This window comes from Streptomyces sp. NPDC030809, from assembly GCF_055572195.1.
The window spans coordinates 26,060-50,077 of record NZ_JBVIDV010000008.1 but is presented as its reverse complement, the minus strand read 5'-3'; the positions used below and the strand labels follow the sequence as shown (position 1 = coordinate 50,077).

21 protein-coding genes and 1 pseudogene are annotated in these 24,018 nt (G+C 72.9%); 9 read left to right on the top strand and 13 right to left on the bottom strand.

The genetic code is table 11. The annotated features are described in order from the left end of the window. Window positions 1-526 precede the first annotated feature (526 nt). From ACZ407_RS13170 to ACZ407_RS13150, 5 genes are all read left to right on the top strand, one after another. Entirely contained in the window at window positions 527-2,107 is a 1,581-nt protein-coding gene (locus ACZ407_RS13170) for a transposase (protein WP_468128133.1), read from the top strand. Further along, complete coding sequence (locus tag ACZ407_RS13165; RefSeq protein ID WP_468128131.1) at window positions 2,108-2,866, top strand: AAA family ATPase; 759 nt, start codon at window positions 2,108-2,110, stop codon at window positions 2,864-2,866. Next, window positions 2,859-3,134 carry a hypothetical protein gene (locus ACZ407_RS13160; RefSeq protein ID WP_468128129.1) on the top strand — a complete coding sequence of 92 codons (276 nt, stop codon included), beginning with the start codon at window positions 2,859-2,861 and terminating at the stop codon, window positions 3,132-3,134. Before ACZ407_RS13165 ends, ACZ407_RS13160 begins: the two co-directional genes overlap by 8 nt. A gap of 100 nt (window positions 3,135-3,234) precedes the next feature. Then, the gene (locus tag ACZ407_RS13155) at window positions 3,235-4,383 is read left to right on the top strand and encodes a hypothetical protein (RefSeq protein ID WP_468128127.1); all 1,149 of its coding nucleotides are present in this window, start codon (window positions 3,235-3,237) and stop codon (window positions 4,381-4,383) included. Between the two features lie 62 nt (window positions 4,384-4,445). Then, window positions 4,446-5,192: a hypothetical protein gene (locus ACZ407_RS13150; RefSeq protein ID WP_468128125.1), complete on the top strand. Its 747-nt coding sequence runs from the start codon at window positions 4,446-4,448 to the stop codon at window positions 5,190-5,192. Here ACZ407_RS13150 and ACZ407_RS13145 read toward each other — a convergent pair. From ACZ407_RS13145 to ACZ407_RS13135, 3 genes are all read right to left on the bottom strand, one after another. Next, window positions 5,158-5,661 carry a mycothiol transferase gene (locus tag ACZ407_RS13145; protein ID WP_468128123.1) on the bottom strand — a complete coding sequence of 168 codons (504 nt, stop codon included), beginning with the start codon at window positions 5,659-5,661 and terminating at the stop codon, window positions 5,158-5,160. The genes ACZ407_RS13150 and ACZ407_RS13145 overlap by 35 nt on opposite strands. 355 nt (window positions 5,662-6,016) lie before the next feature. After that, window positions 6,017-7,141, bottom strand: coding sequence for a sensor histidine kinase (locus ACZ407_RS13140; protein WP_468128121.1), 1,125 nt, complete (start codon window positions 7,139-7,141; stop codon window positions 6,017-6,019). Beyond that, window positions 7,138-7,800 (bottom strand): response regulator transcription factor, encoded by a 663-nt coding sequence (locus ACZ407_RS13135; protein ID WP_468128120.1) that lies wholly within the window; start codon window positions 7,798-7,800, stop codon window positions 7,138-7,140. The genes ACZ407_RS13140 and ACZ407_RS13135 overlap by 4 nt, the downstream gene beginning before the upstream one ends. Before the next feature lie 151 nt (window positions 7,801-7,951). Between ACZ407_RS13135 and ACZ407_RS13130 the strand changes: the two genes are divergently transcribed. From ACZ407_RS13130 to ACZ407_RS13120, 3 genes are read left to right on the top strand one after another with little or no spacing between them, the layout of a single operon-like run. Beyond that, the gene (locus ACZ407_RS13130; RefSeq protein ID WP_468128118.1) at window positions 7,952-8,914 is read left to right on the top strand and encodes an ABC transporter ATP-binding protein; all 963 of its coding nucleotides are present in this window, start codon (window positions 7,952-7,954) and stop codon (window positions 8,912-8,914) included. Next, window positions 8,911-10,437 (top strand): DUF1349 domain-containing protein, encoded by a 1,527-nt coding sequence (locus tag ACZ407_RS13125; protein ID WP_468128117.1) that lies wholly within the window; start codon window positions 8,911-8,913, stop codon window positions 10,435-10,437. The genes ACZ407_RS13130 and ACZ407_RS13125 overlap by 4 nt, the downstream gene beginning before the upstream one ends. Beyond that, complete coding sequence (locus tag ACZ407_RS13120) at window positions 10,434-11,192, top strand: ABC transporter permease (RefSeq protein WP_468128115.1); 759 nt, start codon at window positions 10,434-10,436, stop codon at window positions 11,190-11,192. The genes ACZ407_RS13125 and ACZ407_RS13120 overlap by 4 nt, the downstream gene beginning before the upstream one ends. Window positions 11,193-11,429: 237 nt before the next feature. Here the strand turns inward: ACZ407_RS13120 and ACZ407_RS13115 are convergent. From ACZ407_RS13115 to ACZ407_RS13070, 10 genes and pseudogenes are all read right to left on the bottom strand, one after another. Then, window positions 11,430-11,573 (bottom strand): annotated as a pseudogene (locus ACZ407_RS13115) (DUF6233 domain-containing protein); the annotation flags it as partial. Between the two features lie 187 nt (window positions 11,574-11,760). After that, window positions 11,761-11,907, bottom strand: a complete 147-nt coding sequence (locus ACZ407_RS13110) for a hypothetical protein (RefSeq protein WP_468128113.1) — start codon at window positions 11,905-11,907, stop codon at window positions 11,761-11,763. Between the two features lie 113 nt (window positions 11,908-12,020). Next, a complete protein-coding gene (locus ACZ407_RS13105) occupies window positions 12,021-13,220 on the bottom strand; it encodes an ABC transporter permease (RefSeq protein ID WP_468128111.1) in 1,200 nt (399 codons plus the stop codon). A gap of 221 nt (window positions 13,221-13,441) precedes the next feature. Then, complete coding sequence (locus ACZ407_RS13100) at window positions 13,442-14,116, bottom strand: ABC transporter ATP-binding protein (protein WP_468128109.1); 675 nt, start codon at window positions 14,114-14,116, stop codon at window positions 13,442-13,444. Window positions 14,117-14,169: 53 nt separating this feature from the next. Continuing rightward, a complete protein-coding gene (locus ACZ407_RS13095) occupies window positions 14,170-15,711 on the bottom strand; it encodes a peptidoglycan-binding protein (RefSeq protein WP_468128107.1) in 1,542 nt (513 codons plus the stop codon). A 374-nt stretch (window positions 15,712-16,085) separates the two neighbouring features. Then, on the bottom strand, window positions 16,086-17,054 hold the full coding sequence (locus ACZ407_RS13090) for a hypothetical protein (RefSeq protein ID WP_468128105.1): 969 nt from the start codon (window positions 17,052-17,054) through the stop codon (window positions 16,086-16,088). Window positions 17,055-17,220: 166 nt separating this feature from the next. After that, the gene (locus ACZ407_RS13085; RefSeq protein ID WP_468128103.1) at window positions 17,221-17,682 is read right to left on the bottom strand and encodes a hypothetical protein; all 462 of its coding nucleotides are present in this window, start codon (window positions 17,680-17,682) and stop codon (window positions 17,221-17,223) included. Between the two features lie 105 nt (window positions 17,683-17,787). After that, a complete protein-coding gene (locus tag ACZ407_RS13080; RefSeq protein ID WP_468128101.1) occupies window positions 17,788-21,780 on the bottom strand; it encodes an SGNH/GDSL hydrolase family protein in 3,993 nt (1,330 codons plus the stop codon). 34 nt (window positions 21,781-21,814) lie between these two features. Further along, window positions 21,815-22,351, bottom strand: coding sequence for a hypothetical protein (locus ACZ407_RS13075; protein WP_468128099.1), 537 nt, complete (start codon window positions 22,349-22,351; stop codon window positions 21,815-21,817). Between the two features lie 60 nt (window positions 22,352-22,411). Beyond that, window positions 22,412-22,804 carry a hypothetical protein gene (locus ACZ407_RS13070; protein ID WP_468128098.1) on the bottom strand — a complete coding sequence of 131 codons (393 nt, stop codon included), beginning with the start codon at window positions 22,802-22,804 and terminating at the stop codon, window positions 22,412-22,414. A gap of 360 nt (window positions 22,805-23,164) precedes the next feature. On the opposite strand from ACZ407_RS13070, the gene ACZ407_RS13065 reads away from it, so the two are divergent. Continuing rightward, window positions 23,165-24,004: a helix-turn-helix domain-containing protein gene (locus ACZ407_RS13065; RefSeq protein WP_468128096.1), complete on the top strand. Its 840-nt coding sequence runs from the start codon at window positions 23,165-23,167 to the stop codon at window positions 24,002-24,004. Window positions 24,005-24,018: the final 14 nt, after the last annotated feature.

Below are 24,018 nucleotides of genomic sequence, written 5' to 3'. Positions count from 1 at the left end.
GGCCGGGCCCGCGCGCGGCGGGGATACGGATCGCGGGCCCGGACTTCAGCGCGGGGATCTTCGCGTACCGGCCGGTGTGGTAGTCGACGGCGACGACGCCGGAGTTCGCCCGGCACACCGAGCCGGGCGGCGCCCCGCACCGCGGGCACGGCTCGCGCTCGATCAGCTCGGCGCGGGCGAGCTCGTCCAGGCCGCCGTCCACGCGTTCCCCATTCGCCCGTGCGCTCGGCACGGCCCGTCCCGAATACCCGTCCCGCATCCCGGCGGCGCCCGCCGGTTTCGGGACGCCTTTCGGGACGCCTCCACCGACCCCGGTGCCGCGGCAGGCGGCCGTCCCGGAATCGGCCGATTCCGGGACGCACGGGCGAGCGACGGCCGTACAAGTTTCCGGCCGGGCCCCGCGCCGTCGTGATCAGCGTGGACGGGCCAGGGACGACTGCCCGCCGATCACGCGTCGTTCACTCGTACGGGCGAAGGGGGCGGGTGTCCCGAACGCGTTTCGGGACGCTGCCGGAGACTTTCGATCATGGAGGGGGCGGACGAGTCGAAGCGTGCTGCGGCGGTGGCCCGGCTGATCCAGCTGCGCGACGCCGAGCAGCTGTCGGCCGCGCATGTGCGGCTGGCCGCCGAGGGCCTGGGCGTCAGCGAGCGCACGGTGTGGCGGTGGCTGTCCGCGCCCGCCCGCGTCCCCGAACACCGGGGGCCCGAGCCGTACGTGCTGAGCGAGACGGATCGGGAGGCGTACGCCCTCTACCGGGGCAACGTCTCCGCCGTACACCGCGCCCGCCAGGCCGTGGTCGACGGTGACGGGACCACCGCCGGCGCCCCGGTTCCCGACTTTCTGCGCGAGGGCTGGGCGGGCGCCGCCCCGGTCGCGCTGCGCACGATGCAGGTCGCGTTCAACCGCGAGCTGACCCCGGCCGAGCGGGCCGCGTGGAAGGTCGGCGAGTCCGGGCGCCGGGCAAAGTCGATGTACCTACGGCGCCCGGACGAGGTCCGAGGCCGGGTGTGGGAGATGGACCACAAGCAGCTGCCGATCCTCGTGCACCCGCCCAAGGGCAAGCCGCTCTCCCCGTGGATGACCACGGTCGTCGACGACGGCACCCGGGCCCTGCTGGGCTGGTCGCTGGCGGTCAGCCCGCACGCGGGCACCATCCTGACCGCGATGCGCATGGCCCTGGTCCACGACCCTGACGTCTCGCCGTTCGGCGCGGTGCCCGCGCGCGTACGGATCGACCGCGGCCTTGAGTTCGCCGCCGGCACCATCAAGGACGTGATGGCCGCGCTGTGCGTCACCGTCCACCGCCTCCCGGCGTTCACCCCGCACCGCAAGGGCAAGGTCGAGCGGGTCAACCTAACCATCGAGCAGACCCTCATCTCCCTGATGCCCGGCTTCACCGGAGGGCCCCGCGACGCCTCGGGCCGCCTGTACGGGCCGGTCGGCGACAGCCCGGCCGCCAAGCGCGCCGCCGAGAAGACGGGCGGTGGGCCGATGCTCCTCGACGACTTCGTGCACCGGCTCGCCGCGTGGGTGCGCTGGTACAACACCCAGCGCCCGCATCGGATGCTGGCCGGCCGTACCCCGCTGGCAGCCTGGCAGGAGGACGAGGCACCTCTGCACCGGATTGACGCGGACAAGCTGCGCCACCTGCTGCTGGCCGGCGACGAGCGCACCATTCAGAAGGACGGCATCCACCTCAACGGACACGCCTACGTCGCGTCCGAGATACACGGACGGGTCGGCCAAATCGTCCAGATCCGCTACATGCCGCACGACGACCGGTCCATTGAGGTCTACCTGGGCGGCAAACACCTCTGCACCGCGCTGCCGACCGGAACGCTCACCGCAGAGCAGACCGACGCCTTCCGCGTCCAGCAGCGCGAGGCGGTCGCCCGGCTCGGCCGCGAACGCCGCAAGGCGTCCCGCCGGGCCCGCCGCGAACTGGCGCCGATGACCGGCGAAAGCCCGGCCACCGAATCCCGGCTCGTGCCGGACAAGGTCGGCCGCGGCTCCTCCCGCCAAGCCCTGGACGCCGCCCTGCGCGCCCGCTCCTCCACCTCCCTGCTGGGCATTACCCCGATCACCAAGAACAACGAGGAGAGCTGAATGCCCCGGCACTTCGCCGACCTGACCGGCGCCGCGACGCTGCCGACCGGCACCTTCCAGCTCGCCCACCGCGTCGTGGACGACCTGGTCGCCAACAACGCCACCGGCGTCATCCACGGCCCGGCCGGCACCGGCAAGACGTACGCGGTCGAGGCCGCCCTGGAGGACCAGGCCCGCCGCGGCTGCCCCGCGGTGTGCGCGCTCTCTTTCACCGCCCGCCCCACCATGCGCCTGGTCGCCGACCACCTCCTGGCCGCGCTCACCGGCATCGAGGCCCCCAAGTCCCGCAACCGGTTCCACATCACCAACCGGCTCCTGGACCTGCTGTCCCACCCCAAGCGCCTGGTCGTCGTGGACGAAGCCCAGCGCCTCAACAGCGACTGCATCGAACTGCTGCGGCACCTGCACGACGACCCGAAGACGAAGTTCGCCCTGCTCTACGTGGGTGGCGACGGCTGCTGGGAAGTCCTCTCCCGCGAACCGATGCTCCGCTCCCGCGTCTTCCGCCGGCTGCCCTTCCGCCCGCTGACAGCCGAGGAGATCCCCGCCCTGATCCGGGACTACCACCCCATCTACGCCGGCGCGGACGACGCCCTGCTGCGGCAGATCGACGAGCTGTACGGGCAGGGCACCATGCGTGATTGGGCCGCTTTCACCCACACCGCCGCCGGACTCTGCCAGGCCGCCGCCCGGCCCCGCATCGACGTCGAGGTCCTCGACAACGCCCTCACCCTCCTCGGCGGCGGCGTGTATGCCTGAGGCCGCGCCCGCAGCACACGTCGTCAACCGCGACCTGCCGCCCGGCCCCCGCCTGGTGTTCGTCCGCAACCCCGGCGACGACCACCGCATCGTGCGCCGCCTCGCCGCCATCGAAGGCCCCGGCCGGCTCGTCGTCCGCCCCACCCCCGGCGGCCGCACCAGCGACCTCGCCCTCGACATCCTCACCGCCACCGGCCGCAGCCCCGCCACCCTACTCGCCGACCGCACCCCCGCACCCGAAGCCTGGCGCCAGCCGCCGCCTGGCTGACCACCGACCAGACACGCCACCTCGTCATCGACCGAGCCCACCGCCTCCCCGACGGCGCCTCGACCTGCTCGCCGAACTCGGCACCCGTGCCGACGCCACCGTGTGGCTCATCTGGCCGACCACCGAAGACGACGCGTACGTGAAACCGCCCGTGCGCGCCTTCCACGACGCCGGATACCGCTTCCAGGCGATCGACCTGACAGCCTTCGCCCGCGAGCTCCCGCCCTCGCCCCGCTCCCTCACCAACCCCCTGCGCGCCGACTCCAAGACCCCGTGGGCCGAAGGCGTCGGCCCCGTCCTGCCCATGCAGGACTTCCCCGTCTTCCTCGCCCCCTGCCGCGCGAAGCTCCCCGGCAACACCTTCACCGCCCTGAACGAGGTCTACGGCCGCGAGATCCACCTCGCCGACCAGTGGCTGGCCCACCGCGGCCTGGCCGGACACCACACCATCCCAGGCACCCTCCGCCACACCCGCGCCCTCGGCGCCCGCCTCGCCTTCTACCTGCGCGACCACCGCATCGGCCCCGCCCCCGACCAGGCCCACGCCCTCGTACGGCTCCGCGCCGTCCAGGTCGCCCTGTTCCTGCGCGGCTACCTCCTGCGCTGGCAGTACGAGACCCTCGGCGCCGCCCCCACCACCCGCCTGCTCAGCCAGCTCACCGAACGCCTCTGTGGCAAGATCCGCACCGTCGCCCCGCCCGAAGCCGCCGCCGCGACCGCCCTGTCCATCCACCTCTCCCACGGACCCACCGGCTTCGGCCTGATCACCTGCGGCAACACCGCCCCCGACGGCAGCAGCGTCCACGTGCCCGTCATCGGCAGCCCGTACGAGCCGGAGGAGACCCGCTACCTCCGCGTCCCCTGGCGGTGGAAGTTCCACCACCACACCCCGCACGAGCTCAACGCCCTCCAGGTCCTCCACCTCGAATCCGACGACCCCGTGCTCCTGCCGGCGCACGCCGCCCCGCTCGTCGCCGCCCACCTCGCCTACCGGCGCAGCCAGGGCGCCACCGACACCGACCCCCTGTTCATCCACGACAAGGCCCCAGGCAACAAAAGCCCGGAACTCCACCTGCGCGAAGCGGTCATCCGCACCTGCCACCGCATCCACTTCAACCCGGCCTGGCTCCACCGCTCCCACTGCCGCCACGGCGACGAGACCGCCCACGACGCCGCGGCCGCCGGATGGATGCACTACCGGGGCCTGGACCTCATCGCCCTCAGCGACAACGTGCGCAGCCGCCTGTGACCGAGCCGATTCCCTCCAGCCGTCGCCTTCGCCGAGAGGGCCCTCAGCGGCGCCGCGACTCGGTGCAGAGGTCGCACGTCATCAAGCGGCGCCTCCTGGCCGCCGGGATGACCGGCTGGCAGCTCGCTGACCTCCTCGGTGTCCACGAGCACCAGATAGACCTGGAAGAACTTCCGGACCTGCCCGTCCGGGTCCTGCTCGAACTCGCGCGCCGCCTCGACATGCACCCGGCCGACCTGATGCCCGGCTCCGACGAACTCTTCGAGCTACCCCGCCAACGCCAGGTCGTCGACCGCCGTCCGGCCGGCGCCGACCATGACGCGCTCACCTTCCTCACCGCGCTCGCGTACGCGGACGGCCCCCTCACCGCCGACGCCCTCGCGGCCGCCCTGTCCTGGACCCGCCTCCGGCTCGACGCCGCCCTCGACCACGCCCGCGCTCACCCCGACACCGGCGGCGTGCTCGTCCTGCGCCAGGTCCTGCCCGAGGCGTACACCGCGACCCCGCGCCTCGACATCCTCGCCCCACACCAGGTCGACGTCCTCACGGGGCAGAAGAAGCCCCACGCATCAGTACGCGGCCCGATCCAGCCCACCGAGGCCGAGGTCCTCCTCCGCGTCTGGGTCGACGGCGGAAGCGACCCGCACGACGCCGCCCAGCGCCAGGCCCTCGAAGACCTCGCCGCCGCCGAGATGGTCACCCGCGGCGACATCATCGACCGGTTCCACGACAACGTGCTCTACAGCCTTCGGATGCTCTCCGAACCGTCGCCGCCTACTGACACGGACTCTGCGATCCCACTGTCATAACCCTGCGCATCCCACTGACATCAACCCTGCGCACGACAATGTGGGTGAGGACGTAGCGGAGCGAGATCGTCTCGCCGCGGAACTCCACGGCGGCGTCGAGGGAGTCCACGGAGGCGGCCACCGCGCGGGAGCGGTCGCACTCCTCGTGCCACACCGCGAACGCCTCGTCGGCGTCGGCGTCCTCGACGTGGAACTCGGCGTGCGTGCCGTCCGCCGTGCCCGGCCAAGGCGGCCTGACGTCCTCGGCGTTGAGGACCGTACGGAACCAGCCCCGCTCGACCGCAGCCGCGTGCCGCACCAGGCCGAGGAGCGTGAGCCCCGAGGTCGGCACCGCCCGCTGCTTGAGCTGCTCGCCGGTCAGGCCCGCGCATTTCATGGCCAGGGTGGCCCGCTGGTAGTCGAGGAACGCGGTGAGCGACGCACGGTCGCCGGCCGCCTTCGAGGGGGGTGTGCGCTGGTCTTCGTCCATCGGACGATCATGGCACGGGGTGCCGGGCGTCGCGGCACGGTGGACCTTCACGGTCGCGGCCCTATAGCACCCCTGCCGACATGACACCCCGTCCTTCCAGGCACCTGCACGAAGACGACGAGGGCCACGCTAGGGCGCATCACGGCCGGATCGGGCCCTGGACCCGCTTCCGCGTCCCGGTTCACCGGGTGGAGGCACACCCACCAGAAGATCATTCAGCGCCCGTTTTGAGGCGTTGTTGTTCCGGCGCTGGGCTGCGGCCACTGCCCAGATGGCTTTCGGGCCGTCACGGTACCGGGTGACGGCGTGCCTGCCACGACCGCGGCCGGTGCTCCGCCGGTACTCGCCCACCTGCTCAGGACAGGGCGCGCGGGAAGTGCACGGTGATGGACAGGCCGCCTTCGAGGGGCGCGGCGGTGGTGAGGGAGGCGCCGTGGGCTCGTGCGACGGCGTGGACGATTGCGAGGCCGAGGCCGTAGCCCTCGCGCGGGCGGCTGCGCGGGGCCGCCAGCCTCTGGAAGGGCTGGAACAGCCGCTGTATCTGGTCTTCCGGGACGACCGGCCCACTGTTGGTCACCGTGAGGGCCGCCGCGGTGCCGGCGTCGCCGGTGCTGATCTCTATGTGACCGCCCGGGTGATTGTGGCGGATGGCGTTGTCGACGAGATTGGCCACGAGGCTCTCGACCAGCCGCGGGTCCCCGGTTGTCACCGCGGGCCCGAGGCGTTCGGCCACGTGGATGCCCCTGCCTGCGGCGTGGTCGTGGCGGGCGGCGAGCACCCCCGCGACGAGGGGGGAGAGGTCGAGCGGGTCCCGGCGGGAGATTCCGCGCTCGCTGGTCGCGAGGGCCAGGAGTGCCGTGACGAGCCCCTCCTGGTGCTCTCCGAGCGCGAGCGCCTCGTGACAGGCCGCGCGGAGGGTGTCGGCGTCGGCACGTGGGTCGGCAAGGGCGACTTCCAGGAGGGTGCGCAGGCCGGCGAGCGGGGTGCGCAGCTCGTGGGAGGCGTTGGCGACGAAGTGGCGTTGGGCGTCGAAGGAGTCTTGCAGGCGGGTGAACAGCGCGTCGAGGGTGCGGCCGAGTTCGGTCAGCTCGTCCACGGGCCCGCCGAGGTCCAGACGCCGGTGGAGGTCGCCGGCGGAGATGCTCCTGGCGGTTGCGGTGATGGCACGCAGCGGGTCCAGGAACCGGCCGGCGACGAACCAGCCGATCGCCAGCGCGACGGGAACCAGGACGACCAGCGCGACGCCCGATCCGGCCAAGAGGTGGGTGAGGCTGATCCCGCGCCCCGCCCCACTGGTCACGCCCGGCGGAGACTGCCCTTCGGGTGCGGACGCGTCGACGCTGGCGAGCGGCACGACGGTCAGGACGAGTACGAACACCCCGGCGGCGTAGATGCCCGCCGCGTAGGCGAGGGCGAGCCGGGTCTGCAGGGGCTTGCCGGCGGTCCGCAGGCGGCCGCGCCCGGAGTACCGGGACGTCATGACGGCCCGATGCGGTAGCCGCCTTCGCGGACGGTCTCGATCACGGGCGGGGTGCCGAGCTTGGCCCGCAACCGGTGCACGGTGTGCTTGACGGCGCTGCTGAAGGGGTCGGTGGCCGCGTCCCAGACACGTTCGAGCAGGTCCTCGGCGGAGATGACGAGTCCCGGTGCGGCAAGGAGGCATTCGAGCAGGGCGAACTCCTTGGGGCTCAGCTCGAGGCGCCGCCCGGCCCGGAACGCGACGCGGCGGGCCGGATCGAGGACGATGTCCCCGCACGCCAGCGTGGGCGGCACCGGTGGGGCGGCGCGGCGGCCCAGCGCCCGGACCCGGGCGACCAGTTCGGCGAACGCGAACGGCTTGGGCAGGTAGTCGTCGGCGCCGAGGCCGAGCCCCACGACGCGGTCCTCGACCGTGCCGGACGCGGTGAGCATCAGGACACGGGACGCGCAGCGGCCGTCGGCGATCCGGCGGCAGATCTCGTCGCCGTGGACGTCCGGCAGGTCGCGGTCGAGGACCACCACGTCGTAGCGCGTGACGGCGAGGTGCTCGAGGGCGGCGGTGCCGTCCAGGACGACGTCGACGGCCATGCCCTCCTGGCGGAGCCCGTTGCCGATGGAGCGGGCGAGGACCTCGAAGTCCTCGACGACGAGGACCCTCACCGGCCCTCACCCCCGGGCGTCGTAAGGGCGGGGCGGCCGGGCCGGCCCCCGGAGCGAGGTGACATGCGTCAACGATGTCAGACGCCGGGTCGCAGCGGGGTCGCAGCGGCTGCGACCCGGCCGGAACCGGGCGGCGCGTACAACCGTCGCCATGAGTCCGAAACCTGAGCGCGCCCCGACGACCGTCCCCGGGATCGTCGTCGACGGACTGCGCAAGCGATATGGGCCGACCCGGGCCCTCGACGGCATGTCCTTCACCGTCCGCCGCGGTGCTGTGACCGCTCTCGCGGGACCCAACGGCGCCGGCAAGTCCACCACGATGCGTGCGGTCCTCGGCCTCGACGCCGTCGACGAGGGCACCGCGCTCATCGAGGGCAGGCCGTACCGTAGCCTGCGCCACCCGCTGCGCCACATCGGTTCGCTGCTGGACGCCGCTGCGCTCCACCCCGGCCGCAGCGGACGCAACCACCTGCTCTGGCTGGCTCACACGCAGGGCCTGACCGCGCGGCGGGTGGACCAGGTTGCCGAGCTGGTCGGCCTCACCCCGGCGGCTCGGCGCAAGGCCGGCGGCTACTCGCTGGGCATGCGGCAGCGGCTCGGGATCGCCGCGGCCCTGCTGGGGGACCCACCGGTCATCATGCTCGACGAGCCGTTCAACGGCATGGACCCCGACGGCGTCATCTGGATGCGCGGATTCCTGCGGTCGCTGGCCGCCGAGGGCCGCGCCGTACTGGTCTCCAGCCACCTGATGAGCGAGGTGGAGGACACGGCCGACCACCTGGTCGTCGTGGGGCGGGGCAGGGCCATCGCCGACGCCCCCGTGGCCGACCTGATCACGGCGTCCTCCCGGAACCGGGTGACCGTGCGCACCACTTCCGCAACGCACGCGACGAGGGTGCTGGGGGATGCCGGTGCGGCCGTCGCGGCCACCGGCCGCGATGCCGTCGTCGTCACCGGCCTGCCCGCGGAACGGATCGTCACGCTCCTCCACCGGCACGGGGTGCCGTTCTCCGAGGTGGCGGCGTACCGCGCCGCCCTCGAGGACGTCTACCTCGAACTCACCCGCGCGGCCGTCGAGTTCCGCGCACCGGGAGACACGGGGGGCAGCAGGTGACCGCCGACCACGCACCGGACGGGCAGGGGTCCGGCCGCAGCGCTCTCGTCCACGCCCTCCACGCCGAGTGGACCAAGTTCCGCACTGTCCGCGGCTGGGTGGCCGGCCTGGCGGGGGCAGCGCTGGTGATCGTCCTGACCGCCCTGCTCGCGGGCGTGAGCAGTGATCAGAAGGACTCGCCGCCCGTTCCGGTCGGCCCCGCCGGAGGGCCGGTGACCGACAGCTTCTACTTCGTACACCGGCCACTCGCCGGAGACGGCAGCGTCTCCGTCTCCGTCACCACGCTCGACAGCCGCGTTGCAGCGGGCCCCGGAGGCCCGCGCCCCGGCACCGTGCCCTGGGCGAAGGCCGGGCTCGTCATCAAGGAGAGCACCCGTCCAGGATCGCCCTACGCCGCAATCATGGTCACCGGAAGCCACGGCGTGCGCATGCAGAACGGTTACGTCAACGACCTGGCCGGTCCGCCCGGTCCGGTGTCCCGGGCCTCCCCCCGCTGGCTGCGGCTGACCCGGTCCGGAGACCTGGTCACAGGCCATGCCTCCAGCGACGGCACGCACTGGACCGAGGTCGGCACGACCCGGGTGAGCGGCCTCGGAACCACCGCGGAAGTCGGACTGTTCGTGGCGTCTCCGCCTGCCGTCAGCGGCGGCGGCACCTCCGCCAGCGTGTCCACCTCCACCTTCGAGGATCTCCGCATGCGGGGCGGCTGGGCCGGTCGTGGTGCCTGGACGGGCAGTCAGGTGGGAGCGCGATCCGCCACCTTCGCCGGCTACCCGGAGCACGTGTCGGGTTCGTTCACGGGATCCGGCGCCCGCTTCACGGTGACCGGCGCCGGCGACATCGCCCCCGCCGTCCGCGACAGCCTGCCGACCGGTGGCCACCTGCGTGACCTCCTCACCGGTACGTTCCCCGCGCTGATCGCGGTCACCGTGGTGGGGGCCCTGTACGTCACGGAGGAGTACCGGACCAGGATGATCCGCCTCACCCTGGCAGCGATGCCCGGCCGCGGGCGGATGCTGGTCGCCAAGGCGATGGTGCTGTGGGCCGTCACCTTCGCCGCGGGGCTGGCGGGCACGGCCCTCGCGACACCGCTGGGAAGACGGCTCGCCGAAGACAACGGCGTCTACGTCTTCCCGGTGCCGGCCGCCACCGAACTGCGCGTGCTGCTCGGCACCGCCGTGCTGCTCGCGACCGCCGCGGTCCTGGCCCTTTCCTTCGGCGCCGTCTTCCGCAGCAGCACGGCCGCGGTCGCCACGGCCGTCGTCGCCCTGGTGCTGCCCTACCTCCTGATGGCCGTCCCGTTCCTGCCCGCAGGCATCTCGGATCAGGTGGCCACGGTGACGCCCGGCGCCGCGTTCGCCGTCCAGCAGACCCTGGTCCCGTACGACCAGGTCGCCGGCAACTACACGCCGTACTACGGCTACTACCCGCTGGCGCCCTGGACCGGGCTCGCCGTCCTGGCCGGCTACGCGGTCACGGCCCTGGCCGCGGCAGCCGTCCTGCTCGACAAGAGGGACGCATGAAGCCGGCCCTGCTGGCGGAGTGGACGAAGCTCCGCACCGTTCCCGGTCCGCTGTGGCTGCTGCTCACCACCGCCGCGGCGACCGCGGCCCTGAGCGCCGGGGCAGCCTCGGTACTGAGCTGCACCCCCGCCGGCTGCAACGGCGACGTGACCAGGGCCAGCCTCATGGGCGTCCAACTCGGGCAGGCGCCGGTGGCCGTCCTGGCCGTGCTGGCCATCAGCGGCGAGTACGGCTCGGGCATGATCCGCACCACCCTGACGGCCGTACCGCGGCGGGCCGCCGTCCTCGCGGCCAAGGCCGTCACGCTCGCCGGCGTACTGGCACCCGCCGCGACCGCCGCAGTCGCCGGCTCGCTGCTCGCCGGACGACTTGCCCTGCCCAGCCCCGCCGACCAGGCCCTGTCCCTCTCCCACGGTCCGACGCTGCGCGCGGCCGTCGGATCCGTCCTCTACCTGCTGCTGATCGCCCTCCTGAGCCTCGGCATCGCGACCACCGTGCGGGACTCCGCCACCAGCATCGGGATCGTCCTCGCCCTGCTCTACGTCGTCCCCGTCGTCGGTGCGGCCATCGGCGATCCCCACTGGCAGCGGTTGCTCCAGCAGACCGCGCCGACGAGCGCCGGACTGGCCATCCAAGCCACCACCGACCTCACCAGCCTCCCCATCACCCCCTGGGCCGGCCTGGGCGTCACCGCCGCCTGGTCCTTCACCGCCCTGTCCACCGCCGCCCTCGTGCTCCACAAACGAGATCCCTGACCCCCGCACGCCCCGGCGGCCGGCAGGGGACGAGGCCTCCTCGCCGGCCTCCAGGGCCCCAGGAGGGGATGGTGCGCCTGGCCACGGCGGTGGAGGCACGGCTCGCCAGGTTAGGCGTGGCGAGCAGCCGTCGTTTCGGCTACGGCTCCGAGTGCCGCCGGTGGATCCCGAGTCCTCCCGGGGCGCCCGTGCGGCCGCCGAGGCCGACGACGCGGCGCCGCCGATCCGGAGCTCGCGGTCCGGATGGCAGAAGGGACACGCTTCGACGCCGTCGGCCAGGAGGCGGAGAGCCTCGTGCCGGGTGATCTCCTTGCCTTGGCCGTCGGGCCAGTGGCCGGCGTGGACCCGGAAGGGGCGGGGACCGTAGCCGGTGCGGTGCACTTCGAGCTTCCAGTCGGGCACCCGCAGCTCCGGTCGGCGGGCCGCGGCGGCGGCCTCCTGCTGTTCCAGACGAGCCAGGGCCTCCCGGGTCTGGCCGAGCTGCCACTCCAGCCAGCCGACAACCGCCCGATGCCGGGCGATCGATTGTAGGTGGTGGGCACGTTCGGCTCCCGCCAGGGCTGTCTGATCAAGCGCGGCGGCGCGGTGTGCGGCCCTCGGCCGCCTTGGTGGTCTTCTTCTTGACGGGGAGCTCGTGGGCGGTGGCCTCGGTCTCGCCTCGGGCTTCCCGCGCCTTCTGCACGGACGCCTCCAGGGCTGCCATGAGGTCGATCACCGGGGCGGGTGCCTCTGGGGCCTGAAGGACGGGGCCTCCTCGAAGAAGAGAGGTGAAGGCGCCCGTGGCGGCCGGCCGGGCGCAGTTCCCGGCCCACCGGGGCCGGGATCCCGTTATCTGCGGAGGGCTTCGACGGGTTCGATGCGGGCGGCACGGGCGGCGGGATAGAGGCCGGCCAGCAGGCCCGTGACGAGGCCGATGGCGGGGGCGCCGGCGATCGTGGCGGGGTGGACCACCGGGGTCCAGTCGCGGGCGGCGCTGGTGGCGACGACGGCGAGGGTGCCGAGGCTGGTGCCGACCAGGCCGCCGAATACGCCGAGGGCGGCGGATTCGGCGAGGAACTGGCCTGCGATATGGCGTCCCTGGGCGCCGACGGCGCGACGCAGGCCGATTTCACCGGTGCGTTCCATGACGGCGACCAGGGTGGTGTTCGCAATCCCGACTGCGCCGATGACCAGGCAGATCCCGGCCAGCAGGAGGAAGAGGCCGCCCAGGTCGGAGGCGACGTCGTCGCGCAGTGAACGCGGGTCGGGCGGGGGGACGGGCTTGAAGTAGTCGGGGTGCTCGGGGCGCAGTGCGTACGGGGCCTCCGCCGCGACCTGGCGGGCGGCTCCGAGTTCGGTGGTGATGAGCATGGCGGCGCGCCGGCCGGCGTCGGGCGGTCCCCAGAGCGTCTCGGCGGTGGTGCGCGGGACGAGGACGGACAGCAGCAGGTCGGCTTTGCGTGCCGTGTCGGCGAGGATCCCGACGACGGTGAAGGGGATGTCGCCGATGAAGACCGCGGGCTGCGTCTCCAGAGTGGTGATGCCCAACCGGGTGGCCATGCCCTCGCCGATGACGGCGACACGCTCGGCCCGTGTCTCGTGGAACGTGTCCCAGGCGCGGCCCTCGGCGAAGCGTGCACCGGCGGCGGGCAGCAGGCCGCTCGAGGCGGCGACCACCTGGGCCTGCCGGCCGGCGGCATCGCGGCCGACCGGTGCGGCGCGGACGGTGGCGCCGGGCGGGAGGCGGACCCGCCAGTACACGCCTGCGCCTCTCACTCCGTTGAGGGCGCGGACGCGGGCGTCGGCGTCGCGGGTGAAGGCGAGCGGCAGCACCGAGGCGTCGGGCCCTCCCGTGTCCTCCACGCCGGCCTCGGTGGCGGTGAGCGCGTTGAACCGGTCGCCGATCTGGCCGGTCGCGGTTGCCGTCAGGCCCAGCACCGCGACGAACGTGCCCACGCCCAGAACCGTGCCCAGCATGGTGAGGACGGAGCGGGCCGGGCGTTGCAGCATCCCGGCGACCGCCTCGGAGAGGAGATCCCGTGCCTGCATCCGCCCGTGGGGCCGGTGTCGGGGGCTTGGAGCCGGGATGGTGTGCGTCGGGGTGGTGGCCCGGTCCGTCCGGATCGCGTGCGGTGCGTCGGCGTCGGTGCTCGCGCCCGCGGCTGTGGTCGCCCGCACTGCGGCAGTCGCACGTGTCGCGGTGGCAGCCGTGCTCGGGTCCGCGGCGGTGGTCGGGCTCGTCGCCGGGGTCGCGGTGGTGGCCTTCGGGTTCATGTGCGTACCGCCTGGGCGTCGGTCACCATGCCGTCGCGGATGACCATGGTGCGCTGGCCGCGGGCGGCCACGGCCGGGTCGTGGGTGATGAGCAGGATCGTCATGCCGTCGCGGTGCAGCTCGTCGAGCAGCGCCAGCACGCTGTGCGCGGTGGCGGTGTCCAGGTTTCCGGTCGGCTCGTCACACAGCAGGAGCGCGGGGCGCGGGGCCAGCGCGCGGGCGATGGCCACCCGCTGGCGTTCGCCGCCGGAGAGGGTGGAGGGCAAGGCGTGCAGGCGGTGGCCCAGGCCGACCCGCAGCAGTGCGCCCCGGGCCCGCGCGCCGCGTTCGCGGCGCGGCAGTCCGGAGTAGAGCATCCCCAGTTCGACGTTGTCGAGCGCGCTGCGGTGCGCGAGCAGGTGGAAGGCCTGGAAGACGAAGCCGATCCGGCTGCCGCGCAGCGCCGTGCGGCGGGCGTCCTTGAGGGTGCGGGTGTCGACACCGTCGAGGACGTACGTGCCCCGGGTCGGGCGGTCGAGGAGGCCCGCAACGTTCAGGAAGGTCGATTTGCCCGATCCGGACGGCCCGACGATCGTGACGAACTCGCCCTGCTCGACCCGCAGATCGACCGGGCGCAGGGCGGGGACGGGCGGCGGCCCGGGGTAGGTCAGGGCGACGCCTTCGAACACCATGACCGGCGCCGCGGGCGTCGTTGTGGGATGCGCCGGCGTCGTGGCCCGCCCGTTCACCGTGCACCGCCGGGGGCCGGACCGGCCGCTGCGGGCGGGTCCGTGACAGGGGTATCGCGCTTGACGCCGACGACGACGCGGTCGCCGGGGCGCAAGGTGCCGCCGACGGGTGTCACCTGGACGTATCCGTCGCCCGTCGTGCCGGGGCGTACGTCGGTGCGCTCCTGGCGGCCGTCCGCGCGCAGGACCGTCACGACGGTGCGCCCGTCGGCCCCCGCCGAGACCGCGGACAGCGGTACGACCAGTACCTTGCCCTCGGACGCCGCCGCCTCCACGGTCAGGCGTACGTCCTGGCCGGCGAGCTTGGGGGCGAGCGGGGTCGTCGGGGTCACGAGCAGCGCGAACGTCCGGCCGGCGGCCGGCCCGCCCCCGAATCCGCCGCTCCCACCGCCCGCGCCGTTCGCACCGGTCTCCGCGGTCGGCTCGTCGGCCACGGAGGTGATGGTGGCCGACGCCTCGATCCCGGACAGTTCGGAGAGGACCTTGACCTTCATCCCGGCCCGGACCAGCCCCTTCTCGTGCGGCGCGAGATTGCCCTTGACGACGAGCGCGCCTGCCGAGATGACGACCGCGCTGTCACCGACCGCACCGCCCACGCCGGCGCCCACGGCGTCCACGCGGCCCGGGAACCCGCGCAGGAACACCACCTCGGACGCCGGGACCATCGCCCCCTGCTTCGCCTGCAGTTGCGCCAGTGCCGCCTTGGCGCGCGCCAGGTCCTCGGTGGCGTAGGCCAGCTGCTGCCCGGCCTGCCTGGCGGCGTTCGCGTCCGCACCTGGAGGGTGCACAGGGGTGCGCGGGTCCCTGTCGGCCGCCTCGCTCGGCCGCGTGCCCGGCGAGGTGCGCGTGGGTGTCCTGGCCGGTGTGCCCGGCGACGTACCGCCCCCGCGCCCGGTCGCGGCAGCGGTGGCGTCCTTCGCCGCGGCGACGGCCCTCGCTGCCTGCGTCACCGCGGCCCGCGCGCTCTCGACCTGCTCCTCGGTCGCGTCCGGGGACACCGGTGCGTCGTACCCGATACGGGCGTAGAACCCGGCGACCGCCGCGCGCGTGCCCGCCCCGTACACCCCGCTCCTGTCTCTCCCCGACGCGAACCCCAGCGCCGTCAGTGCCTTCTGGAGTTGCTCGACGTCACGGCCCCCGCTTCCCGGTTTCAGGTCGCGGTAGACCGGTATCTCGCCGGAGAGGACGAACACGGGCCGTCCCGACACCTCGAGCAGCACCTGCCCCGGCGCCAACGCGTCCCCCGGCTTGACCCGCACCCCGGTGACGACCGGCTTGCCGCCGCCGGACTGTGCCGCGCCGCCGCCTTGCGGTGACACCTCCACGGTCTGCGCCGCGGAGACCTGACCCCTCAGCACCACCGTGTCCGCGAGGCGCCGTGATTCCACCGGCGCGGTGATGACGGACGGAGGCGGGGCTTCCGCCTCGGCCGCCTTCTGTCCCGGGGACTTGATGAACTGCGCCGCGGTCACGGCGCCGCCGGTCAGTACGAAGGCCACGGCCACCGCCGCGGCCATCAGGCGGCGGCGCCGAGCCATCAGTGCACCGGCGGGACGGGCCGAGCCGTGACCGGCGGGACGGCCGTCCTCGGCTTCCGGCTCCCCCGTGACGGGTGCAGCTGCGGGTGCGGCCGTCGGTGCGGGAGGTGTCAGGGCGGGTGCGGGCGTCGGTGCGGGTGGGGGTGCTGCCGGTGCCGCCGTCGTGTCGGAGTGCGTCGGTGGGGTGGCCTGTGTGGGTGCGTTCATGTCGTCCGCCTTGGTGTCCTGGCCGTCGTCGGGCCGATCGGGGCGATCGGGCGGGCGTCCGTCGGGGAGCGCCCGCAGGTACCGGGCCGTACGGGGGCGCCTCCGGGTTGCTGCGCACCACATCGGTGGCCCCGGGGCTCCGGCTCCGGCTCCGGCTCCGGCTCCGGTCAGTGGCCCTGGCTCCGGCCGCCGCCGCCCACCACCGCCGCGGCGCCCCGCACCATGGCCTCCTTGGCCTGCTTGACGGCGTCCAGAGCGGTCACGTTCTTCTCGATCAGAGCGTTTTGGAAGGCGACTTCGGCCGCGTACCAGACGCCGATCAGGTTCGTCCGCGTGCGGCACTCCAGGTCGGCGGCCGCCGTGGCGATCTCGGTGGCGGAGGCCGGCAGGGCGCCACCGAAGCGCCGGTCGTCCGGCGCGTCCATGGGCTTGGCGTAGACGAAACCCTTCTGCTTCATGCACTGCGACCATGCGGTGAAGGCTCCCGTCACGTTCGGGTCCTGCTGCGACTTGGCGTAGGCGACGTTGGCGAGGTCCTGTACGAGGTCGCTCACGGGCGAGCCGCCGGCCGTGACCCGGGTCCGGGCCTCGCCGAAGCACCCGCGGTTCGGAACCTGCTTCCCCGCGACGGTCGCCGTCCCCGTACGGGCCGGACGAGGCCCCGCACCGCCCGGCCCGACCAGCACCAGCCGCTCCGCATCGCTCATCGAGGCGTCCGCGCGCATCGACTCCTGGTTCGCGGCGGCTGCCGCCTCCAGGTCTCCCGCCGGGTGGTAGCCGCGCTCGGCGGCGAGCTCCGGGTCGTGGATGCCGTAGCGCAGGTCGGTGTCCGACACGGGGCCGACCGGCGGGGGTGGCGGGGGCGGCGCGTAGCGGAACCCGTAGCGCTGCATGCACTGGTCGGTCACCAGGTCCAGGGCCTTGTCGATCTGCCCCAGCTCGGTGTCGGAAGGGCGGTATGCAGCCAGCGGCAGCGGCTTGACGGCCGGGTCCGCGACCGGGGGCGCCGCCCGTCGGACGGGGACGGACACGTCGGTGCGCATCGCGGACGGCACTGCGGTGCCTGCGCAGCCGGTCACCGCCACGGCAACGCCGACGAGGCACAGGCCGGCGGACGACCGTGCAAGAGCATGCATGCGAACTGACTCCTTGCACTTCGGGGGGACGGAACGTGGGGGGAACCGCCCCGGGGCGCGGGCGGGGTGCCGCCCCCGGGCGCGCGCGGCAGCGTGCACCCGGGGGCGGCCCGGCCGGGGCGCGACGGGGCGTGGGCCCGGCCGGGGTCCGAGGGGAACGGGCGGGTCAGGCGCTGACGCGCTTGAACGACGCGTTCTCGTTGTACGTCGCCGAGAGGTTGCGTCCGTCGCCGCGGGCTACGTAGTCCGAGGCCCCCTGGTAGCCCTTGTTGAAGTAGACCTTCGCCGCCAGGTCGGTCTGGGCGTTCCAGGCGCTCGCCGCGTTGTTCTTCACCTCCTGGTTGGCGCCGTTGCCCCATTCGCAGAACTGGGCCGAGTAGTAGTCCACGCCGGTCTCCCGGCCCAGGTAGCCGAAGTCCCATTCGTCGTAGCCGAAGTAGCGGACCGCGCCGTTGTAGTTCGAGTTGTAGTACAGGCCGAACGTGAAGCCGCCGGTCCCGTCGCAGGCCTTGTTCTGGGCGTACATGTGGCTGTTGCGGATGTCGGCGCCGGCGGGCGTCGCCGTGGCCAGCACCGCCACCGCCGCGCCCGCTGCCGCAACAGCGGACAACAGTCGACGTGCCTTCATCGCGGATCCTCCTGTGGTCGTTTCAGCTCGGTTTCACGGCCGGAGATTCGGTTTTCGCGGCCGGGTCGGAAAGGGCGGGCCGAAGTGGTCGCGCCGCGGTGCCGGTCACGGCAGGGTGGTCAGGCCTTGGCTGACGATCTGGGCGTAGCCGGTGGTGCCGGCGCTCTTCGGGTGGAACGACTCCCTGCTGATGCAGAGCGTGCCGGCGAAGTGGCAGTTCGACCCGGATTTGTTGTCGCCTTCGCTCTGCGGGGCGCTGACCAGGCCGTTGAGCCATGCGGGCGACTCACACAGCCGGTGGCCGCGGAATCCCTCGGTCACGTCCACGAACCCGATCCGCATGCCCTGCACGTCGTGCAGGTGCCGGACCATGGCGGCCTGGCGTTCGGTCATGTACGCGGACGCCGCGCCCAGCCGCTGTGAGTCGTCCAGGTCGAAGAAGACGTCGAGGCAGGCGGGACCGTCGCCGTTGACGAGCTCCGGATAGCCGACGAGGGCGATCTTCGCGTTCGGTGCGAGGAAGCTGATGCGGTCCATCACCTGCCAGAGCGTCGGGCACTGCGGTTCCGTATCCGGGCAGTCGAAGGCCCCGTCGACGGATTCCCGGTTCTCGCTGTCGTTCGGGCAGGACCACTTGACGCAGTCGCTCACCGTGCTGGAGAACCCCGCGTCGTTGCCGCCGAGGCTGAGGGTCACGAGTGTGGTGTTCTCGTCCAGGAAGCCGGAGTTCAACTGCGCGACCTCACGGAAGTGGCCGTTGGCCTCGCCCTCGTCGAACTTCCATCCGTCCTTGGTCCAGTAGCCCTTGGGATCGTTCGTCATGAGATGTTCCGTGGTCGCCCCGGAGCATGCGACGAAGGCGAAGTCCAGCGAGGGGTCGGAGCTGTCTGCGCGCTGGCCGACCGGGGTGCCGTTGCCGGGCAGCGTCATCTTGCGGGGCCAGGCGTTGGAGCTCCGGTGGCAGGCGTTCCAGTCCCGGTTGCCGAAGTTGTTGTCGCTGACGACCGAATAGCCTTCGGCTCCTTCGCCCGCCGAGTAGGAATCGCCGAGGGCGACGACGAAGTCGGCCGGCTTGCCGGGCAGCGGGACGAAGGCCGCGGCGTCCCAGGCGATGTCGTCGTCGCCGGTGCCGTCGGCGGTGGGCGTGGCGAGCCGGACCCGGGGCGTCCCACCGCCGCGCATGTCGAACACGCCCAGGTTGACCCACTTGTCCGCGCGGTAGCGGGTCGGGATCGTCCTGGTTTTCTCCTGCCCGTTCGCCAGGCCCGAGATCGTGTAGGAGGCCTGCTGCGTGTGGGCCCCCGAGCTCGGCAAGTGGACCATGACCCTGGTCCAGGCGTTCGTCGGGCGGTCGAGGGACCAGGTTCCGGTGACTTTCAGCCGGGCTGCATCGGGCGTCTTCGGATCTCGGGTGTGGCTGAACCAGGTGTGGCTGCCGAAGCCGACGTTGCCGAGCTGGTGGAGATCGATGCGGCCGGGGAACTTCCCGAGGGCGTCTCGTTCGAAGTCGAACCGGAAGGTTCCGGCCGAGCTCCAGTTCCTGCCGCAGTTGTACCGCGGCACGTTGTCCTCGATGTCGTCCACGATCAGGGCGCCCGGCGGCAGGACGGAACTGCTGCACGAGGGGGCCGGCCGGACCTGGCCGTCACCGGGTTCGGCGAGCTTGGTCGCGTACGTCATCTTCTCGTTCCCGCAGGAGGTGGCGCAGTCCTTCCAGTTGATGGATCCCGTCCACCACAGCCGCTGGTAACAGGCCTCGTCCGGGCACTTCGGAACGTTGTCCGGGTCGCAGTTGTTCACCGCCGGCTTGCAGAGCGCGGTGCGGGGAGCGATGAGGGTGCCGCGGTCACTGGCCCTGCTCCACCAGGCGGCGGAGTAGCCGTGGGTGTTGCCGTTGTCGGGCACTCCCGCCTCGGAGTACGAACGGCCGGTGTCGATCGGCCAGGCGGCCCAGCCGAGCACCTTCTCCTGATACGGCCACAGCTGCGGCTTGGCCGCGTCCACGTAGTGGTTGTTGTCCAGGAACGGCATGCGGTCGGCCGGGTACTTGGGGTTGGCGGGGTTGTTGAGCCAGCCCATGCCCCACAGTCCGCCGGCTGTCTGGCCGGGCTTGTTGAAGCCGAGGTTGTAGTTCCACAGCGCCAGGTACCAGTTCTCCAGCTTCAGCGGGTCGTCGTCGTTGACCTTCATCGGCACCGGGAGTTCGTGCAGCTCGTTCCACTTGCCCTGGAGGATGGTCAGTGCGCGCGCCACGTTCGTGGCGTAGTCCACCGCGATCGCCCGCTTCTGGAACGAGGTGTGGATGCGGGAATTGGCCACCATGCCGTCGGTGACCTGTCCCACTCCGTAGCCGCAGTCCACCTTCTTCCCGCCGATGTCCCAGTCGTTGTCGGGGTTGGCGTCGTAGAGCTGGAGGCCGTAGTAGTCACCGATGAGCGGATTCCCGTACTGGCCGGGCAGTGTGTGCTTGGACGCCTGCCAGAGGTTGGACTCCTGCGCCATGATCCCCAGAAGGATCTGCGCGGGTACCCGCTTCCCGGGTGCGGCCCCGACCAGCGGCAGCGAGGGGAACAGGCCCTGCGGCGACCACGGCGCCCCCATGCCCGCTTGCTTCCACTGCGACAGCCGCAGCGCGTTCGTGTCGTTCAGCAGGTTCCGTACGGCGAGGTCGGCGGCCCATTCCACCTGGTTCGGGGTGGGCTGGTACACCTGCGTGAAGGTGTCGCCGCGGGGCACCGCGCACTCCTCCCCCTCCGCGGTCGGGGGGTCGGTCGGGGAGTGCGAGATGTCACCGGGGCCGGCTGCCGAACCCTTGGCTCCGGAGGGCTTGGCCGGGCGCCCGCCGCCGGTTCCGGTCATCGGGGTGCGCGTGACGGCGGCGGTCCCCATCGGGACGGTGAACTGCACCGCTTTCGCGCGGCCTGCGACCACCGCCTTGATACGGGCGGGGGAAGGCCCGTCGGCCGCGGTGCCGGCGGCACCTGTGGCCTTGGGCGCGCCGCCCGGCACGGTCTCCGGGAGCGCCTCGGTGATCGCGAGCCGGCCCTCGGTGGACAGCTCGGCCCGGGCATCGGCACGTACCAGGGCGGTGGATTTCGGGAGCGCCGCGACGTCCTGCGGGTGGCCGGTCAGGAAGACCCGGCCGGCCGCCCCGCGGGCCAGTCCCACGTCCCCGAGCCGGCCGTGCGCCAGGCGGCGCACCGGCGCACCGCCGCTCCAGCGGCGGATGTTCGCGCGGGTGCCGGAGGCCTCCATGAACTGGACGCCCCCCTCGGCGTCCGGGGTGATGCGGAACGGCGATCCGGTGGCCTTCGCCAGCCGGACCGGCTTGCCGCCGCCGACCGGGACCCGTACCAGCTCGGCGTTGCGGGCGGCCACGACGGCGCCCTTGACCGGGACCGCCGAGGTGGCCTGCCCGGCGACGACCGCGCTGCCCAGCCGGCGGCCCGTCATGCCGTCGACGGTGACCATGCGCGTCTTGCCGTTGCGCGTGAAGCCGGCCTGGGTGAAGACCGCGGACTCGCCCGTACCGCAGCCCGGGCTGTAGTAGTCCAGCGCCGAGCGGACCGCGAGCGGGGTGGTGCGACCGGTGTCCAGGTCGACCACGGCGGTGAAGCCGGCGCCCTCCGAGAGCGCCTCGGTGTTGGTGAATTCGCGGGGCGCGTACGTGACGAAGGCGCGGCGCCCCGATCCGGTGAGGCAGACGTTGCCGATCCAGCGGTCGGTCTCCAGGCCGTCCTTGCCGAGTACGGCCGCCTCGCGCCATGCGTACGCGTCACGGCTGCGGGCGGTGAGGACGTGCAGGCCCTCGGCGTCGCCGACCAGGGTGACCGCGCGGTCGCCCGTGGATCGCCAGCCGGGTGCGAGCACCTTGTCGGGGTCCGCCACCCGGGCAGGGCCGGACGGCCCGCCGGCCCGGGCGGCCGGTGCCGCTCCGGCCGCCGGCACGCCCGACGTGGCCGACGTGGCCGACGTGGCCGACGTTCCCGGTGCGGTGGGCCGCGGTCCGGCCACCGCTCCGCCTGCCCCGGCAGTGAGTCCCAGTGCGAGCGCGAGGGTCACGGTCGTGCCGGCCCGGCGCGGTGTGCTCCTCCTCATGCCTCCCCCTCCTCGAATCGCATCGGGGGGCGACTCAGTTGCAGGGGGTGGCGTAGGTGACGCGGTCGACCAGCGCGGTCGTGGAGCTCGCCGAGTTCTTCATGATCGCCGTGACCTTGGAGCAGAACACCCCGTTGCCCGCGATCCGTACCGGGCCGGCGTACTTGCTGTAGGTGCCGGCGTCCGACACGCAGCCTTCGTCGATGATGTTCGAGCACAGCTTGACCTTCATGTACTTGGCCGAGCCGGTGTTGTTGGTGAACACGGCGCATGCCGAGTCGAAGTTGCCGCCGTTGTAGACCCAGAGGGTGCCGAGGACGTTGGCGTGCGGCGGCAGGTTCTCCGCGGACTCCAGGTACATGCCGGGTCCGCAGAGCGCGGCGGTGTCGACGGCTGCGGCGGCGTTGGCCGCCGCGACGGCCCGGGTGGACGCACTCGCCTCCGCCGCCACGGGGACGGGAGCCGAGGCGCCGGACGCCTGCGGCGCCGCGAACCCGAGGGTGGACAGCGCGGCGAACGCGACGAGGCTGCGGAGCGCGTGGTGGCGGTAGTGGTGACGGTGCAGGGTCATGGGGCGGTCTCCTCTGTGGGCGGAGGGGCTGGTGGAGGGGGCGGGCAAACAGGTCTTCGGTCAGCCGATGGAGGTGAAGACGGTCTGGACGGTCCCGGCCCGCGAGCTCCAGCCGATGGCCCGTACGGGCATCCCGTCGCGCGGGTAGCGCACCGGCCCGGCGTAGTAGCGGAAGGTGCCCGAGTCGCGGGGGCTGAAGCCGCCCTCGCTGCCCTCGATCTGGATGGCCGTCGGGTACGCGGTCCCGTAGGTGCCGTTCACGTGCACCGCCACCGCGCACCAGTAGTCGGCTTCCTTGTACAGCTCCACCCGGAGGTCCCCGACCGGCTGAACGGTCTCCCACACCTGGCCTCCGCAGCCGTACGCCGCATGGGCCGTGCCGGTGCTGACCACGGCTGCGCCGGCCAGTGCGGCGGCGGACACCGCAAGGCTGAGGACACGCCTGAACTTCATGCTCGACTCCTGAGTCTTGTGTGAAGGGGGCTCACAGCGGTGCTCAGAGTGGCGATGCCCGGCAGGGCTCGTATTGTCGGAACGCGACAGCTTCCGGATGGTCGAGATCCGCTTGGCTGGCGCTTGGGAATCCGGCCACCGGAAGACCTCTGGTTGGCGGAAGACCGTGTTGTTGTGCGGGATTCCGGGCGGCACGATCAGTGCCGAGCGCGCCGCGATCTTGTCCCGTCCCGCGGCGCCGGCGGCGGCCCCGTCCTGCCCCCGCTCCGGTCCCGCGCGCCCACCCGTCCCCTTCGACCGGCAGACGTCCGCGACCCGCAGCACCGGCGGTCGCGGCTCCTCATGCGAAGGAGTTCATCCGTGTCCGCACCCGCAGCCACCGATCGCCACGGCCGTCACATCGCACCGAACGCCGCACTCGCCGGACTCGTCCACGGCTACTCGGGCTTCTCCTACGGGCGCATCAAGCCGATGAAACGGCTGATCACGCCGAACACCCTGGCCACCATCAGCTTCAGCTTCGGCACGCCCATCTCCACGGACAGCCTCGTCGACCCCAGCCGCTCCCTGACCTGCCACTCCCGTGCCGACCTGCCGGCAACGACCGCCGTGACGGGCCGGCACGCCGGCCAGGTGCGGGGCATCACCCTGCGCATGAACCCGCTCGGCGCGTACCGGCTCTTCGGCATCCCGATGCACGAGTGGGACCAACAGCACCTGGACCCCGCCCACCTGCTGCCGCCCGCGCTGCGCCACCTCCCCGAGCAGCTGGAGGCGTACGCCGCCGCCAACCAGGCCCGGCTCCTCGACGAGGCCCTGCTCCCCCTCCTGGACCGCGGGCCGAGCATCGCCCCCGAGGTCCGCTGGGCCTGGTACGAGCTGCACCGCACGCGCGGCCGGGTCCGGTTGAAGGACCTGGCAGCCCGTACGCACTGGAGCGTCCGCCATCTCGAACGCCGCTTCCGCGAGCACGTCGGGCGCTCCCCCGCCGCGATCGCGGGGATCCTGCGGTTCACGTACGCCCTGCGGTTGCAGGACCGGGGCCTGCCGCTGGCCAAGGTCGCGCAGCTGGCCGGCTACCACGACCAGGCCCACTACAACCACGTCTTCAAGGCCAGAACCGGCCTGACCCCCACCCAGCTGCCCACCGACCGCCTCGACTGGACCCCCCGCCACACCCCGCTGCCCGCCCTGGCCTGAGCCGGCGGGCCGGT